The organism is Streptomyces sp. NPDC005141 (assembly GCF_053599975.1).
On sequence record NZ_JBSFYW010000055.1, the window covers coordinates 1 to 15,559 of the forward strand.

General features: G+C 71.6%; 12 protein-coding genes. 8 read left to right on the forward strand and 4 right to left on the reverse strand.

Annotated features, from left to right (window positions below):
• Window positions 1–394: 394 nt before the first annotated feature.
• Window positions 395–3,943 carry a transcription-repair coupling factor gene (mfd, locus tag ACWD68_RS32155; protein WP_451809972.1) on the forward strand — a complete coding sequence of 1,183 codons (3,549 nt, stop codon included), beginning with the start codon at window positions 395–397 and terminating at the stop codon, window positions 3,941–3,943.
• A 145-nt stretch (window positions 3,944–4,088) separates the two neighbouring features.
• Here mfd and ACWD68_RS32160 read toward each other — a convergent pair whose 3' ends face one another.
• Window positions 4,089–4,679, reverse strand: a complete 591-nt coding sequence (locus tag ACWD68_RS32160; protein WP_451809973.1) for a TetR/AcrR family transcriptional regulator — start codon at window positions 4,677–4,679, stop codon at window positions 4,089–4,091.
• Between the two features lie 149 nt (window positions 4,680–4,828).
• Between ACWD68_RS32160 and ACWD68_RS32165 the strand changes: the two genes are divergently transcribed.
• On the forward strand, window positions 4,829–5,755 hold the full coding sequence (locus ACWD68_RS32165; protein ID WP_451809974.1) for an SCO6745 family protein: 927 nt from the start codon (window positions 4,829–4,831) through the stop codon (window positions 5,753–5,755).
• Window positions 5,756–6,284: 529 nt separating this feature from the next.
• Here ACWD68_RS32165 and ACWD68_RS32170 read toward each other — a convergent pair.
• Complete coding sequence (locus ACWD68_RS32170) at window positions 6,285–6,476, reverse strand: antitoxin (RefSeq protein WP_451809975.1); 192 nt, start codon at window positions 6,474–6,476, stop codon at window positions 6,285–6,287.
• A gap of 162 nt (window positions 6,477–6,638) precedes the next feature.
• Here ACWD68_RS32170 and ACWD68_RS32175 point away from each other — a divergent pair, with 162 nt between their 5' ends.
• The gene (locus ACWD68_RS32175) at window positions 6,639–7,370 is read left to right on the forward strand and encodes an HNH endonuclease family protein (protein ID WP_451809976.1); all 732 of its coding nucleotides are present in this window, start codon (window positions 6,639–6,641) and stop codon (window positions 7,368–7,370) included.
• Window positions 7,371–7,532: 162 nt separating this feature from the next.
• Window positions 7,533–8,276 (forward strand): N-acetyltransferase, encoded by a 744-nt coding sequence (locus ACWD68_RS32180; protein ID WP_451809977.1) that lies wholly within the window; start codon window positions 7,533–7,535, stop codon window positions 8,274–8,276.
• A gap of 30 nt (window positions 8,277–8,306) precedes the next feature.
• Here the strand turns inward: ACWD68_RS32180 and ACWD68_RS32185 are convergent, their stop codons facing one another.
• Both ACWD68_RS32185 and ACWD68_RS32190 read right to left on the reverse strand, forming a co-directional pair.
• A complete protein-coding gene (locus tag ACWD68_RS32185) occupies window positions 8,307–9,056 on the reverse strand; it encodes a hypothetical protein (RefSeq protein WP_451809978.1) in 750 nt (249 codons plus the stop codon).
• Window positions 9,057–9,134: 78 nt separating this feature from the next.
• Complete coding sequence (locus ACWD68_RS32190) at window positions 9,135–9,827, reverse strand: hypothetical protein (protein WP_451809979.1); 693 nt, start codon at window positions 9,825–9,827, stop codon at window positions 9,135–9,137.
• 363 nt (window positions 9,828–10,190) lie between these two features.
• On the opposite strand from ACWD68_RS32190, the gene ACWD68_RS32195 reads away from it, so the two are divergent.
• The 4 genes from ACWD68_RS32195 to ACWD68_RS32210 all read left to right on the forward strand — a co-directional run bounded on the left by ACWD68_RS32195 (window position 10,191) and on the right by ACWD68_RS32210 (window position 15,543).
• Window positions 10,191–12,221, forward strand: coding sequence for an N-6 DNA methylase (locus ACWD68_RS32195; RefSeq protein ID WP_451809980.1), 2,031 nt, complete (start codon window positions 10,191–10,193; stop codon window positions 12,219–12,221).
• A gap of 163 nt (window positions 12,222–12,384) precedes the next feature.
• Window positions 12,385–12,975, forward strand: a complete 591-nt coding sequence (locus tag ACWD68_RS32200; RefSeq protein WP_451809981.1) for a hypothetical protein — start codon at window positions 12,385–12,387, stop codon at window positions 12,973–12,975.
• Window positions 12,972–14,495, forward strand: coding sequence for a protein kinase domain-containing protein (locus tag ACWD68_RS32205; protein ID WP_451809982.1), 1,524 nt, complete (start codon window positions 12,972–12,974; stop codon window positions 14,493–14,495). The genes ACWD68_RS32200 and ACWD68_RS32205 overlap by 4 nt, the downstream gene beginning before the upstream one ends.
• Before the next feature lie 220 nt (window positions 14,496–14,715).
• Complete coding sequence (locus ACWD68_RS32210; RefSeq protein WP_451809983.1) at window positions 14,716–15,543, forward strand: glycoside hydrolase domain-containing protein; 828 nt, start codon at window positions 14,716–14,718, stop codon at window positions 15,541–15,543.
• Window positions 15,544–15,559: the final 16 nt, after the last annotated feature.

The following is a 15,559-nucleotide window of genomic DNA, read 5'->3' on the forward strand; positions in this document are numbered from 1 at the left end:
GTGCCGACCAGGCGTCCGGTGCGGACTGGACTGCGGGTGGGGCTCGTCGTGCCGTTCATGGCGGCGTGGTGGACAGCCGCGCTGTTCCTCCGGACCGGGCCCGCAGTGTGTTCCGGGGCCGCTCCGGGAGTGCGCGTGGTCCCTGTTCCGGCTGCCCGCTGCCTGCGGCAGGCGGGCGATCGGGGGAGGGAGGGGGCGTGGGCGCTGGGTTCGGGGTCCTGGACCCGAGGGCAGAGGTCCTGGGCCCGTGGGTGTGCGGCGGGTCGAGGAGTGGGGCCGGGCCCTCGGCGGACGGTCACGCGCGAGCGGGCGCGGAGTCGTAGGCTGGATACCCCCGGCCCGTCCCACGTGTCGGGCGCCTCGCGTTGCCCACTCCCCGGGATGGAAGCCCTTCATGAGCCTGCACGGTCTGCTCGACGCCGTCGTCAAGGACGCCGCCCTCAAGGAAGCGGTGAAGGCCGCCGCCGACGGCAACCGGATGCACGTCGACCTGGTCGGCCCACCCGCGGCGCGCCCCTTCGCCATCGCCGCGCTCGCACGCGAGACCGGTCGCACGGTGCTGGCGGTGACGGCCACGGGCCGCGAGGCCGAGGACCTGGCCGCGGCCCTGCGCTCCCTGCTCCCGCCGGACGGCGTGGCGGAGTACCCGTCGTGGGAGACGCTGCCGCACGAGCGGCTCTCGCCCCGGTCCGACACCGTCGGCCGGCGCCTCGCCGTGCTGCGGCGACTTTCCCACCCCCGCCCCGACGACCCCGAGACCGGCCCGGTGTCCGTCGTCGTCGCGCCCGTCCGCTCGGTCCTCCAGCCGCAGGTCAAGGGTCTCGGCGACCTGGAACCCGTCGTCCTGCGCACCGGCAGCACGGCCGACCTGGGCGAGACCGTCGAGGCGCTCGCGGCAGCCGCGTACTCCCGCGTCGAACTCGTCGAGAAGCGCGGCGAGTTCGCCGTGCGCGGCGGCATCCTGGACGTCTTCCCGCCCACCGAGGAGCACCCGCTCCGGGTGGAGTTCTGGGGCGACGACGTCGAGGAGATCCGCTACTTCAAGATCGCGGACCAGCGCTCCCTGGAGGTCGCCGACCACGGCCTGTGGGCCCCGCCCTGCCGCGAACTGCTGCTCACCGCGGACGTGCGGGCGAGGGCCGCGGCACTCGCCGAGGCCCACCCGGAACTGGGCGAACTCCTCGGCAAGATCGCCGAGGGCATCGCCGTGGAAGGCATGGAATCGCTCGCCCCGGTCCTCGTCGACGACATGGAGCTGCTGCTCGACGTCCTGCCCAAGGACGCGATGGCCGTCGTATGCGATCCGGAGCGGGTACGGACGCGGGCATCGGACCTGGTGGCGACCTCACACGAGTTCCTGCAGGCGTCCTGGGCCGCGACGGCCGGGGGCGGCGAGGCGCCCATCGACGTCGGCGCGGCCTCCCTGTGGTCCATCGCGGACGTACGGGACCGGGCGCGCGAGCTGGACATGATGTGGTGGTCGGTGTCGCCGTTCGCCGCCGACGGGGACCTCACGGACACCTACGACGCCGCGGGGGACACCCTCAAGCTGGGCATGCACGCCCCCGAGACCTACCGGGGCGACACCGCCCGCGCGCTCGCCGACACCAAGGGCTGGCTGGCCGACGGCTGGCACACGGTCTACGTCACCGAGGCGCACGGCCCGGCGGCCCGCACCGTCGAGGTGCTGGGCGGTGAGGGCATCGCCGCCCGTCTGGAGACCGACCTCACCGAGATCGGCCCGTCCATCGTCCATGTGGCCTGCGGCTCCATCGACTACGGCTTCGTCGACCCGGCGCTCCGGCTCGCCGTCCTGACGGAGACCGACCTCTCCGGCCAGAAGGCGGCGGGCAAGGACGGCGTCCGGATGCCGGCCCGCCGCCGCAAGACGATCGACCCGCTGACCCTGGAGACCGGCGACTACATCGTGCACGAGCAGCACGGTGTCGGCCGCTACATCGAGATGGTGCAGCGCACCGTCCAGAGCGCGACCCGTGAATACCTGGTCGTCGAGTACGCCCCCGCCAAGCGCGGCCAGCCCGGCGACCGTCTCTACATCCCCACCGACCAGCTCGAGCAGATCACCAAGTACGTCGGCGGCGAGGCCCCGACGCTGCACCGCCTCGGCGGCGCCGACTGGACCAAGACCAAGGCGCGCGCCAAGAAGGCGGTCAAGGAGATCGCCGCCGACCTGATCAAGCTGTACTCGGCGCGGATGGCGGCCCCGGGGCACGCGTTCGGCGCCGACACGCCCTGGCAGCGCGAGCTGGAGGACGCCTTCCCGTACGCGGAGACGCCCGATCAGCTCACCACGATCGCCGAGGTCAAGGACGACATGGAGAAGACGGTCCCGATGGACCGCCTGATCTGCGGCGACGTCGGCTACGGCAAGACGGAGATCGCCGTCCGCGCCGCGTTCAAGGCGGTGCAGGACGGCAAGCAGGTGGCGGTCCTGGTCCCCACGACGCTGCTCGTGCAGCAGCACTTCGGCACGTTCTCCGAGCGCTACTCGCAGTTCCCGGTGAACGTCCGCGCCCTGTCCCGCTTCCAGACGGACACCGAGGCCAAGGCGGTCCTGGAGGGGCTGCACGAGGGCTCGGTCGACCTGGTCATCGGTACCCACCGGCTGTTCTCCTCCGAGACCAAGTTCAAGGACCTGGGCCTGGTCATCGTCGACGAGGAGCAGCGCTTCGGCGTCGAGCACAAGGAGCAGCTGAAGAAGCTGCGCGCCAACGTCGACGTCCTGACGATGTCCGCGACCCCGATCCCCCGCACCCTGGAGATGGCGGTCACCGGCATCCGCGAGATGTCGACGATCACCACCCCGCCGGAGGAGCGGCACCCGGTGCTCACCTTCGTCGGCCCGTACGAGGAGAAGCAGATCGGCGCGGCGATCCGCCGTGAACTGCTGCGCGAGGGCCAGGTCTTCTACATCCACAACCGGGTCGAGTCCATCGACCGAGCGGCCGCCCGGCTCAGGGAGATCGTCCCGGAGGCGCGGATCGCCACGGCCCACGGCCAGATGTCGGAGCAGTCGCTGGAGCAGGTGGTCGTGGACTTCTGGGAGAACAAGTTCGACGTGCTGGTCTCCACGACGATCGTCGAGTCGGGCATCGACATCTCGAACGCGAACACGCTGATCGTGGAGCGCGGCGACAACTTCGGCCTGTCGCAGCTGCACCAGCTGCGCGGCCGGGTCGGCCGCGGCCGGGAGCGCGGCTACGCCTACTTCCTGTATCCGCCGGAGAAGCCCCTCACGGAGACGGCCCACGAGCGGCTCGCGACGATCGCCCAGCACACCGAGATGGGCGCGGGCATGTACGTGGCGATGAAGGACCTGGAGATCCGCGGCGCGGGCAATCTGCTCGGCGGCGAACAGTCGGGCCACATCGCCGGCGTCGGCTTCGACCTGTACGTCCGCATGGTGGGCGAGGCGGTCGCGGACTACCGCGCCTCGCTGGAAGGCGGCGTGGAGGAGGAGCCGCCGCTCGAGGTCAAGATCGAGCTGCCGGTCGACGCGCACGTCCCGCACGACTACGCGCCGGGCGAGCGGCTGCGCCTCGCCGCGTACCGGTCCATCGCCTCCGCGAACACGGAGGAGGACGTCAAGGCCGTACGGGAGGAACTCGTCGACCGCTACGGCAAGCTTCCGGAGCCGGTCGAGAACCTGCTCCTCGTGGCGGGCCTGCGGATGCTCGCGCGCGCCTGCGAGGTCGGCGACATCGTCCTGCAGGGCAACAACATCCGCTTCGCGCCGGTGGAGTTGAGGGAGTCCCAGGAGCTGCGCCTGAAGCGTCTGTACCCGGGAACCATCATCAAGCCGGCCGCCCACCAGATCCTCGTCCCCCGCCCGAAGACCGCGAAGGTCGGCGGAAAGCCGCTGGTCGGGCGGGAACTGCTCGGCTGGACCGGGGAGTTCCTGGCTTCGATCCTGGGGTCTTAGGTCCTGGGGTCTTCGGTCTTGAGGCCCAGACCCTGGGGTTCCAGACCCTGGGTCTTTGGGGCACCCGACCTGCCGGGATTTCCGGCGACCGGGGTTTCCGGCGGTCCGGCTCCGGTGGGGACTTCGCCCCGGAGCCTTCAGCCGGTCAGGGCCGCGGGGAGCGGAACAGCATGCCCGCCAGGGCGTGGAAGACCTCGTCGGGGTCCTGCTCGCCCACCTGGGCGTCCAGATTGTGGCTGAGCAGGAGCGTGGCGAAGCCGTGGGCGAGGGACCAGGCCGCGACGCCGGCGAGGCGGGTGTCGGGGCCGCGGCCCTCCGAGGGGAGTGCGGAGACGGCGGCGCGCAGACGCTCTCCCGCGAGCGCTCTCGCCGCGGTGAGCTCCACGTCGTTCTCGCGGAGCAGCTCCGGGGAGAACATGACCTGGAAGTGGGCCGGATGCTCCCGCGCGAAACGTACGTAACGCACGCCCGCGTCACGCAGGTCGTCGGCCGCGTCGAGCGCGGTCGCCAGGAGGCCGTAACCCTCAGCCGCGATGGCCGTGAGCAGGCCGGTGCGGTCCTTGAAGTGGTGCGCCGGGGCGGCGTGCGAGACGCCCGCGCGGCGCGCCAGGTCGCGCAGGCTCAGCGCGGCGGGCCCCTCGACGGCGATGACGTCGAGAGCGGCGCCGAGGATGGCGCGGCGCAGGTCCCCGTGGTGGTACGGGCGCGCGGAGCCGCTGGTCTTCGCGGGATTCATGACAGCAGCGTACGCCGAATCTAGGCATTGCCAAGTTCGGGTGCCCGGTTCGGCCAGGAGAATCTAGTCATTGACAAGTTGAGTCGGGTCGGGCAATCTTGTCAGTGTCAAGTTGTGGAGCGTGTCGTTACGTGACAAGGGGTGGAGTCATGTCGGGGAACGTCAGCGAGACAAGCGGGGCCGGCGGAGCGGGCGTGGCGGAGGAGAGCGCGGGCGTCGAGCTCGGCCGGGTGCGCCAGCTCTGGCATCTGCTGGAGCCCCTGCACGCCGTGCTGTATTACGCGCCGGAGACCTTCGAGGAGGCGGTGGCGCTCGGATACGGGATCGAGGAGCGCTGGCCCAGCTACTTCCCCTACCGTGCGGCGCCGTTGGGGGTGGTCGGCAGCGGGCGAGTGGCCTCCGCCTTCTACAGTTTCAGCCCGCGCATGGTCGACGAGAACATCAAGTCGGCCTGGGAGACGGCGAGTCCGGAGCAGGTGCTCGCGGCGCGCGAGCGGGCCGTCGACCGGGCGTACCGCGCGATACTCGGCGACCGCGTCACCAGCCCCGAGCTCGCAGAGGCCGCCGCGCTGGCCCGCCGCGCAGCCGAGGCCGTGGACACGGCGGGGCGCCAACTCGCCGCGGCCAACGCGGATGTGCCCTGGCCCGAGGCCCCGCACCTCCAGCTGTGGCATGCGGCGACGATCCTGCGTGAACACCGAGGCGACGGCCACCTCGCGGCCCTGCTGGTCGCCGGGCTGGACCCGGTCGAGTCCCTGGTCTCGTTCGCGGCGATAGGGGCGGCCTCCGTGGAGCGTTTCGAGAGCCGTGGCTGGAGTCCCGAGGAGTGGGGAGCCGCGAGGGACCGTCTGTTCGCCCGTGGTCTGGTGGACGAGGACGGTGCCGCCACGGACGCCGGACGTGAGCTGCGCCGCCAGGTCGAGCAGCACACCGACCGACTCGCCTCCGCCCCGTGGCAGGCGCTCGGCCCGGACGCCGTCGCCCGACTCGCCGATCTGCTCGGCGAGTTCTGGGTCGCGGTGCTGGGCTCGGGGCTGCTGCCGTCGGAGACGACGCTGGGGATCGGCAAGGTCTGACAGCCGATCGGCTTTGCCTGACGGGGGCGGCGGTCGACGGTCGGAAGGTGCGGGGCTCGGGCCGGGGGCACCCCAATGCCCCCGGCCTGCCCGGCCAAGGACCGCGGCAGTCCGGCGGGGGCGCTACGGCCCCAGTCCACCGGCGGGGGCGCTACGGCCCCAGGCTCTATAGGCGAGGGTGCAACAGCCCCTGGTTCCAGCGGCGAGGGCGTAACGATCCAGGGCCCCACCCCGCGGAGACGCAACCACCCCGGCCCCACCCGGCGAGGCGCCGTGATGGGGCTGAAGTGGACGTACTGGTCGTAGCGCGCGCATCACGCTCGCTGTCACCGATCGGCTCATCGGCCGGTGGGTGGACCTGTCGGGCGAGCCGATCTGCCGCCTCGGTTCCGTATGGGGCGGCTCAGCGCCTGCACACGGCACCTGGCTGCGGTGCGCGACGGCTCAACGCCCGCGCGCTGCACCTCGGTGCGGTGCGCCCAACGGCCGACGATGGGCCGGTCGGTGCGCATTCTTCGGATCGCTCCGGCTATGGCTGTCCGGGCCGGTCACGGTCGCGGTCCATGCCCATCGCGCCTTCGGCCTTCTGTTGCGCGTCGTCGACCTTGTCCGTGTATTTGTCGCCGGTCTTCTTGTTGACCTGCTTCTCCGCGGCGTCGGACATGTCTCCTGCCTTGTCCTGTGCCGCCCGGCTGCTCTTGAACCTGTCGAAGATGCCCATCCAGAGCTCCTTCCGGGGGTGACTCACGATCGACGATACGCCCGGCATGCGCCGATTGCCCATCGATGCCTGGTAAGGCCGAGGAATGGCGGCCATTACCTTGGGCAGACGGGAAACACGCCCGAGCAGGGCGGACCCGGGGAGGCGAAGGGGAGGGGCGTCGTGGCGCGTCTGAGGGGTGGGGCGGCTGCTGCCGCAGTGGTGCTGGTCGTCATCGGTGCCGGGATCAGCGGCTGCAAGAAGGATGCCATCGGTTCCGCGGGACCGGAGGAGACGGCGGCCGGCGGCGGTGGCGCCGCGCTTGTCGCCGTGGACTCGCTGACCGTCAAGGGGCGCGCGCCCAAGACCGGGTACAGCAGGGAGCGGTTCGGTACGGCGTGGGCCGACACCGATTCGAACCACTGCGATACCCGCGACGACATCCTCAAGCGGGACCTCGGGGAAGTGAAGTTCAGCGACGGCAAATGCAGGGTGTCCAGCGGAGTCCTCGAACCGGATCCGTACGGCGGCAAGGACGTCACCTTCACCCGCGGGCGCAGCCTGGTCGACATCGACCACCTCGTCGCGCTCTCGGACGCCTGGCAGAAGGGCGCCAAGTACTGGGACGCGAGCAAGCGGATCGCCCTGGCCAACGACCCGCTCAACCTCCGCGCCGTCGGCGCGAGCGCCAACCGCAGCAAGGGCGACGGCGACACGGCGACCTGGCTCCCGCCCAACAAGTCGTACCGCTGTACGTATGTCGCCGCGCAGGTGGCCGTGAAGAAGAAGTACGGGCTGTGGGTCACCGGCGCCGAGAAGGCGGCCATGAAGAAGGTGCTGGCCGGCTGCCCGGGCCAGAAGCTTCCCTCGGGCGGGAACCCGACGGCCGCGCCGAAGAGGTTCCACGCGAACTAGGTAGTACCGGGTACGCGTTGGCGTGTGACGCGATCCGGGTGGGGTGCGTGAGCCGGCTGTGAACAGGTGCGACGCCGGGGCCGGCCTCGTCCCGCCGTGCCGTGCCGGTCGGATACGGAAAACGGTTTCATCCGGGTCGGGTCGGCGCCTACCGTGTCCGGCATGGAGCTGAAGACATCGTGCCTTGCCGAGCGCCCGGAGATGCTGCGGGAGGTGGTCGGGATGGCCGACAGCTGGCCGGAGTTCCTGCTCCACGACCCGGTGGGGAACGCGCACTACGGCCGGATCGCCACCGAGCTTCCCGAGTATGTGCTCTTCGCCGAGGACGAGCGCGGGCGGGTCGTCGCGCATGCCTACAGCGTGCCGTTCGCGCTCGCGGGCGAGGAGGGGGACGAGTTGCCCGCGCGAGGCTGGGACGAGGTGCTGGCCCGGGCCTTCTCCGACCGCCGCCGTGGCACCCCGCCCGACACGGTCAGCGCCATCTCGATCGTCGTCGCCCCGCACGCCCAGGGCGGCGGCCTGTCGGCCCGGATGCTCTCCGCGATGCGGGACAACGCCCGGGCGCGCGGCTTCGACGAGGTCGTCGCCCCCGTCCGCCCCAGCGCCAAGCATCTGGAACCGAGCACCCCGATGCGGGAGTACGCCTTCCGGGAGCGTTCCGACGGTCTGCCGCACGATCCGTGGCTGCGCGTGCACGTGAGGGCGGGCGGCCGGATCGAGGCGGTGGCGCCGGCGTCGATGACGGTGGCGGCCTCACTGGAGGAGTGGCGCGACTGGACCGGGCTGCCCTTCGACACGGAGGGCCTGGTCGAGGTGCCCGGCGCGCTGGTGCCGGTGCACTGCGAACCGGAGCGAGGTTACGCGGTGTACGTCGAGCCCAACGTGTGGGTGCGGCACTCCGTCTGAGCCCGACGCGGGGTGGTGAACGGTGCGTGGTCAGCTGCCCAGCTCGTCCAGGTCGAGGATTTTCCCGGCGGGCTTGTCGGCGGCGACCGGCTTGTCGTACTCGCTGAAGGTGATCGTGCCCGGGTCCTCGGCGGAGGTGCTGTCGACCCGCAGCAGGTAGGGCTTGCCCTTGGTGGCGACGTACAGGGTGTACCGGTCCTTGCCGTCCTTCTCGTGCAGGACGATCGCCGGGGTCCCGTCGACGGTGGTCGTTTTGCCGCGGGTGGCATCGGAGTTCACGTCCTCCGCGTCGGCGAGCACGGAGTCGAGGTCGCAGAAGCCCGCGATGTCCTTGGCGTCGGAACCGGTCGCGGACATCTTGGTCCACTTGCCGGCCAGCATGTCCACGACCCCGTCCGTCTCGGCCTTGGAGTCGCCCCCGCTCTGGGCGCGGAGGAACGCCTCGTCGTACTTCATGTAGACGGTGTCGCCGGTCTTGATGAGGTCGGCCTTGCCCTGGCCCTTCATGTTCATCGTTCCGGCGCACTCGCCCTTCTTGTCGAGTGCCATGTCGATCCGGATGGTGCCGCCGTCCTCGTCGTCGGGTACATCGCCCTTCATCCGGAGCGAGGTGGCACCCGTGGTGGCCTTCACGGCCCGGTCGGCGATCTCGCCCCCGGACAGTCCGGCGAACGGTTCCTTCGGCTTGCTGTCCGCTTTGGTCTCGCCCGGCAGACAGCCGGTGAGGCCCGCGGTGGCCGCGGCGGCGAGGCAGAGAGCGGCAAGTGCGGTGCGACGCATGAGAGTTCCTTGGCGTGGTGTCGGGTGGGTCGGGTGGTGGAGAGGGTGGCGAGCGGTTTCCGGGGTGGCGGGACGGCGTCAGCCCGTCTTCTTCCAGTCCCCGCAGCCCGCCGTCTTGAAGTAGGCGTCGCCGGCGCCGATGGTGACGACGGCGGTGCCGGACACGTTGTTGTTGGCCACGATGGAGTTCATGGAGTGCGAGGCGTCCTTGTCGCGCTCCCAGTAGCAGGAGTCGTCGGCGTTGCCGTTGGACTTGTAGGTGCCGGGGGCGATGTCCGCGCCGACTCTGTACATGCCGCCGTCGCCCTTCATACGCGTGGCGGGTGAGCCGGTCGCCTTCGCGTCGACGGCCTCCCAGTCCTCGCAGTCGGTGGTCTTGAAGAGCTTGTCGCTCGCCTTGACGGTCACGTAACTGGTGCCGCTGACGTTGTCGTTGGCGATCAGGGAGTCCATCTCGCCCGAGGCGTCCTTGGCGCGTGCCCAGTAGCACATGCCGTCGGTGTTGCCCGTGGTCCGGTAGGTGCCGGGCTTGATGTCGCTGCCGACCTGGAAGTCGCCGTCCCCCTTGAAGGCGACCTTCTTCGCGGCCTTGTCCGCCGCGCCGCCCTTCTTGGTGTCCGCCTTCTTGCCGGACTCGTGCTGGGCGGCGGAGGTGTCCTTGCCGTTGCCGTCGGAACCGCTGTCGCCGTTGTTGCCCGCGTTCGCCGACACGGCGCCGATGACGACGATGCCGACCACGGCCCCCAGCCCCAGCTTGACCTTGATGCCCATGACTGCGCCCTCCCCTTGCTGTGAACAGATTGCGTGAACACGCACGGCGACCGGTTCGTTCCGGCGACTTGCCCGTTCGATGAGTCAATAACAGCAGAGCGTGTGAACCGAGTCAACACGATGAACGAGAAAGTGTGTGTACACGTGCGTGAAGGGTTGGATCTTGCATTCGTCGGTATGCTCGGCGTCACAGACCGGACGGTGGGCCACGGGTGTCACGAGCCGCGTGGCGTGGCGCCGGCCGGACCGGCGCCACGGGTGCCACGAACGCCAGGACACCGCAGCGGGAACGGGTGTCTCAGGCAGCAGGTGTGCCACGGGGGCCCATTGGGGGCGCCGACCAGAACGAGGGGAGCCGGGCGGGTGCAGCACAACGCGACAGAGGTGACCGCCGCCGGAATCGCACGGCTCGCCGGAGTCGGCCGCGCGGCCGTCAGCAACTGGCGCCGCCGGCACGCCGACTTCCCCAAACCGGTCGGCGGCACCGAGACCAGCCCCTCGTTCGCGCTGGCCGAAGTCGAGGCCTGGCTGCGCGACCAGGGCAAACTCGCCGAGGTTCCGCTGCGCGAACGCGTCTGGCAGCAGCTCGCCGGCCACCCCGAAGGCCCCGTCGCCGCACTCGTCCACGCCGGATGCGTGCTCCTGCTCATCCACGACCGCCCCACCGACTGGCTGGAGCTGAGCGCGGGCTCCGACGAACGGCTCGCCGCCCTGCTGCCCGCCGCCCTCGACCAGGTGATCACCCCGCGTTTCGGCGCGCCGCGCGAGCGCGCTGTGAACACACCGACCGGCCCCGCGCTGCTCACCTCCGCCCCGCTGCTCCGCGGGGCCGCCGAGCTCGCCGCGGAGCTGGGCGCCCGGCAGACGTACGAGTTCCTGCTCGGGCGTCACCTCGACGCCAACCCGCGCCAGTACACGCTCACGCCGGGCGACCTCGCCGAGCTGATGGCCGAGCTCGTCGGACCGGCGCGCACGGCGCTCGATCCGGCGTGCGGCACAGGTGCGCTCCTGCGCGCGGTGGCGCCCCGGCCGGACCAGGAGCTCTACGGCCAGGACAGCGCGCCCGAGCTCGCGGCGCTCTCCGGGCTGCGGCTCGCACTCCAGGGGAAGGCCGCCGTCCGCACCGCCGCCGGCGACAGCCTCCGCGCGGACGCGCACCGCGCGCTCAAGGCCGACGTCGTGCTGTGCCACCCGCCGTTCAACGAGCGCAACTGGGGGCACGACGAACTCGCCTACGACGCCCGCTGGGAGTACGGGTTCCCGGCCCGTACGGAGTCCGAACTGGCCTGGGTGCAGCACACGCTGGCCCACCTCAAGGACGGCGGCGCCGCCGCCCTCCTCATGCCGCCGGCCGCCGCCTCACGCCGCTCGGGCCGCCGTATCCGCGCCGACCTGCTCCGCCGCGGTGCCCTGCGTGCCGTGATCGCCCTGCCGGTCGGCGCGGCGCCCCCGTACAACATCCCGCTGCACATCTGGGTGCTGCGCCGCCCCGAGAAGGCGCCCGCGCAGCCCGAGCTGCTGGTCGTCGACAGCGGCGTGTCGGCCGGAGAGGGCCGCGGCGGCTTCGACTGGGCGGCCGTTCGCGGCGCGGTGCTCGATGCGTGGCGGCCCTTCGAGCGGACCGGCACCGCGCCGGAGCGGCCGGGCCTCAGCCGTTCGGTTCCGGTCATCGAACTCCTCGACGACGACGTCGACCTGGCCCCCGCGCGCCACCTTCCGCCGGCCGCCGCCGGAGGCGGCACCGAGCGGCTCGCGAGCGTGCGGGAGCACCTCGGCGACACCCTGCGCCTCACCGCCGACCTCACGCCCGCCGAGGCGCAGCGCATGCCCCCCGTGCGCTGGCCGCTGATCACCGTCGGCGAACTCGCGCGCGGGGGAGCCCTCTTGCTGCGCACGGGCGGAAGCAGCGCCCCCGCGCGCGCGGCGGTGCTCACCGACCACGACGTGCTCGCCGGAATCGCGCCGTCCGGAAGCCTCCCCGAAGGCGAAGAGGAAGCCGTGCTCGTCGAGACGGGCGATGTCGTGGTCCCCGTGCTGGGCGGCGGTTCCATGGCGCGGGTGGTCGACGAGGACACGGCGGGCGCCGTCCTGGGGCGCAACCTCACGCTCCTGCGCCCCGATCCGGCCTCCCTGGACCCGTGGTTCCTCGCGGGCTTCCTGCGTGGCACCGCGAACAACCGGCAGGCCAGCAGCTACGCGTCCACCGCCACCCGGCTCGACGTGCGGCGCCTGCAACTGCCCCGGCTCGCGCTGGACGACCAGCGCCGCTACGGGGAACGCTTCCGCGCGCTCGCCGAGTTCGAGGAGGCGCTGCGGCGCGCGGGGCGGCTCGGGGAGCAGCTCGTGCGGGGCATGTACGACGGTCTGACGGACGGGACGGTCACGCCGGGCTGACGGAACGGGAGTTTCCTGCGGGGGCTCCCGAAGTCCGCCGGGGCACGCGAAGCGATCAGCACGACAACGGTTCGGTACAACCCGGGACCGGTTGTCCTCGTCGGCCTATACGCTCGGACTCCCAACTCGTACGTCCGTCCCCATCAGGCCTCCAGGAGCAGTCATGCACGGCCACGGCTACGCGCCGCCTCCGCCGAAGCGACCCTCGACCGGGGTGCTGGTCGTGCTGCGCGTGATCTTCGCAGCGGTGCCGATCCTGAGCATCGGCTTCCTGGCGTGGGTCGCCACGCTGCGCGTCGCGCTCGTGACCCGCAGGGCCGCCGACTGGTGGATCTTCGTGGGTTCGCTCGTGGCCATGGGGATCAGCTTCGCCTACCTCAGCACCGACCACACCGACGACTTCAGCAGCCCGAACGGCAACGTCGGAATGATCATCCTGCTGCTGAACGCCGCTGCCTGCACGGGCTACTTCCTGTTCGCGGACATCCGCCACTACAGCCGGCCGGCCCCGTTCGTCTATCCGCAGGCCGCCCACCCGGCCGAGCACTACGGGTACCCGCAGCCCGCGTCCCCGTACGCGACCCCGGTCCCTCAGCAGCCGGCGGCGCCCGTGCGGCAGGCCCCCGTGATGCCGCCTCCGCCGCAGCGGCCCGCGCCCGCGCGGATCGACCAGGTGCGTGCCGAGCTCGACGAGCTCAGTGACTATCTCCGTAAGCGCGACGGTCAGCACGAAGACGGCAGGGACGGCAGATGAGTGTGGCGACGAGCCGTGTGATCGCGGACCGTTACGAACTGTCCACGCTCATCGGGCAGGGCGGCATGGGCCAGGTCTGGACCGCCTACGACCAGCGCCTGGACCGGCGTGTCGCGGTCAAGCTGCTGCGCCCCGACAAGGTGGCCGGCCAGGAGGCCGACGAGCTGCGCCGCCGCTTCGTGCGGGAGTGCAGGGTGACCGCGCAGGTCGACCACCCCGGTCTGGTCACGGTCCACGACGCGGGCAGCGTGGGCGAGGAACTGTTCCTCGTCATGCAGTACGTGGACGGGGCGGACCTCTCCGACCATCTCGCCGAGCACGACCCGTACCCCTGGCAGTGGGCCGTCGCGGTCGCGGCCCAACTGTGCGCCGTGCTGAGCGCGGTGCACGCCGTCCCGATCGTGCACCGGGACCTCAAGCCGCGGAACGTGATGGTCAAGCAGGACGGCACGGTCACCGTGCTCGACCTGGGTGTCGCCTCCGTCATGGACACCGACACCACCCGGCTGACCCACACCGGCTCGCCCATCGGCAGCCCCGCCTACATGGCCCCCGAGCAGGCGATGGGCGGCGCGGTCGGCCCGTACACCGACCTGTACGCGCTCGGGGTGCTGCTGCACGAACTCCTCAGCGGTGACGTGCCGTTCTCCGGTTCGACCGCGCTCGGCGTGCTGCACCGGCACCTCTACGAGCCGCCCCTCCCGGTGCGCCGACTGCGCTCCGAGGTGCCGCCCGCGCTGGAGGACCTCGTGCTGCGCCTGCTCTCCAAGGACCCGCAGCACCGGCCGGCCTCCGCGCAGGAGACGTACGAGCAACTGCTCCCGCTGCTGCCGGCCCGCGGCATGCCCACGGGTGCCCCCCTGGACCCCACGCGCCCCTTCCTGCGCCCGCACGCGCCGTGGCCGGACCGGGCGCGCACGCCGGCACCCCAGCCGCAGGCCGCGCCCGCCGCGGAGAAGCCCGATGTCGCGGGCGCCGTCGACGAGGTCAAGCGGCTGCTGGGCGAGGGCCGCATCACGCAGGCCGTGGACATCCTCGGCTCGATCCTCCCGGCGGCCGCCGCCGAGCACGGGGAGCACTCGCCCGTCGTGCGCACCCTGCGCAAGCAGTACGCGGCCACGCTCATGGACGACGGCCAGTACCGCCGCGCGCTGCCCGAACTGCGCCGTCTCGCCGACGAGCGCGCCGCCGAGGCGGGCCAGGCCGACCCGCAGTCCCTGCGCTTCCGCTACGAGGCGGCCCAGTGCCTGGAACAGCTCGGCGAACCCGCCGCCGCGCTGGCGGAGTACCGCGCCCTGCTGCCGTACTACGAGAACCAGTACGTCGCCGGAGACCCGGAAGTCTCCCTCGAAGTCCGCCGCAGGATGGGCCACTTGCTGCTCGCCCTCGGTGACCGCGGCGCCGCCCACGACATGCTGGCCAGACTCCTGCACGACGTGGAGCGGCTGCGCGGTCCCGGATACCCCATGGCGGCGGAGATCCGGCGGACCCTCCAGTGGCTGGGGCAGGTGAGGGGCTAGGGCGCGTCCGCCGTCCTGCCGCTCCGGCCCTCGAAAGCTTTGCGCCACCTTGGCCGAAGCTTGTGGTGATCACGGTGCGCAGTTTTCCGAACGGTGGCGGCGCGCCCGGTACGGTGCGATCCGCTTTCGTGCGCCACACGCGCGCGGCGCCCACTCGATGCGCGCCGCACGCCCGCGTGACCCGCGCACCCGACACTTGAACCATGGGGTGGGGATTTTCATGTCCAGCCATCGGCATTCCAAGAAGCGCAGATACGCGGCATGGGCCGCGGCGGGCGCGGCTGTGGTCGCCGGAGCGGGGATCGCCGCGCAGACCTCGATGGCCACGACCACGTGGCCCGCGCAGAAGACCTTCACGGGCCGCGCCTTCGACACCTGCGCCGCGCCCTCGCTGAACGCGATGAAGGCCTGGCACACCGGCTTCTACGGAGCGGCCGCCGTGTACATCGGCGGCAAGAACCGCGGGTGCGGCCAGCCCAACCTGACCGCGTCCTGGGTGAAGTCGGTGAGCACGGTGGGCTGGAAGCTCATCCCGCTCTACGTCGGCGCCCAGCCGTCCTGCCAGACCGGGAGCAGCCCCGAGAAGCTCACCACCGCGACCGCCGCGTCCCTGGGCGCGACCGACGGCGCGGACGCGGTCGCCAAGGCCTCCGCCCTCGGCATGAAGGCCGGCAGCCCGATCTACCTCGACATGGAGTCGTACGACGTCACGAACAAGGCGTGCAACGACGCCGTGCTGACGTATGTGCGCGCCTTCGACAAGACCCTGCACGCGAAGACGTACCGCACCGGGTACTACGGCTTCACCAGTTCCAGCGCCAAGGCCATCGCGACCGCGACCGACAAGACGGATCTGCCGGGCAACCTCTGGTACGCGCTGTGGGACAAGACGAACACCACGACCACCGACTGGCCGTGGGGCGCCACCCAGTTCACCGACCACAGCCGCGCCCACCAGTACATGGTCAACAGCAAGGAGAGCCGCGGCGGTTACGCGATCACCGTGGACCGGGACGCGTGGGACGCGCCCGTGGCGATCACGGGCTGAGGACGATGTGACGTGC

Coding starts and splice junctions, on each gene's coding strand:
- mfd (WP_451809972.1), top strand. CDS start 395: ATGAGCCTGCACGGTCTGCTCGACGCCGTCGTCAAGGACGCCGCCCTC.
- ACWD68_RS32160 (WP_451809973.1), bottom strand. CDS start 4,679: ATGAATCCCGCGAAGACCAGCGGCTCCGCGCGCCCGTACCACCACGGG.
- ACWD68_RS32165 (WP_451809974.1), top strand. CDS start 4,829: ATGTCGGGGAACGTCAGCGAGACAAGCGGGGCCGGCGGAGCGGGCGTG.
- ACWD68_RS32170 (WP_451809975.1), bottom strand. CDS start 6,476: ATGGGCATCTTCGACAGGTTCAAGAGCAGCCGGGCGGCACAGGACAAG.
- ACWD68_RS32180 (WP_451809977.1), top strand. CDS start 7,533: ATGGAGCTGAAGACATCGTGCCTTGCCGAGCGCCCGGAGATGCTGCGG.
- ACWD68_RS32185 (WP_451809978.1), bottom strand. CDS start 9,056: ATGCGTCGCACCGCACTTGCCGCTCTCTGCCTCGCCGCCGCGGCCACC.
- ACWD68_RS32190 (WP_451809979.1), bottom strand. CDS start 9,827: ATGGGCATCAAGGTCAAGCTGGGGCTGGGGGCCGTGGTCGGCATCGTC.
- ACWD68_RS32200 (WP_451809981.1), top strand. CDS start 12,385: ATGCACGGCCACGGCTACGCGCCGCCTCCGCCGAAGCGACCCTCGACC.
- ACWD68_RS32205 (WP_451809982.1), top strand. CDS start 12,972: ATGAGTGTGGCGACGAGCCGTGTGATCGCGGACCGTTACGAACTGTCC.
- ACWD68_RS32210 (WP_451809983.1), top strand. CDS start 14,716: ATGTCCAGCCATCGGCATTCCAAGAAGCGCAGATACGCGGCATGGGCC.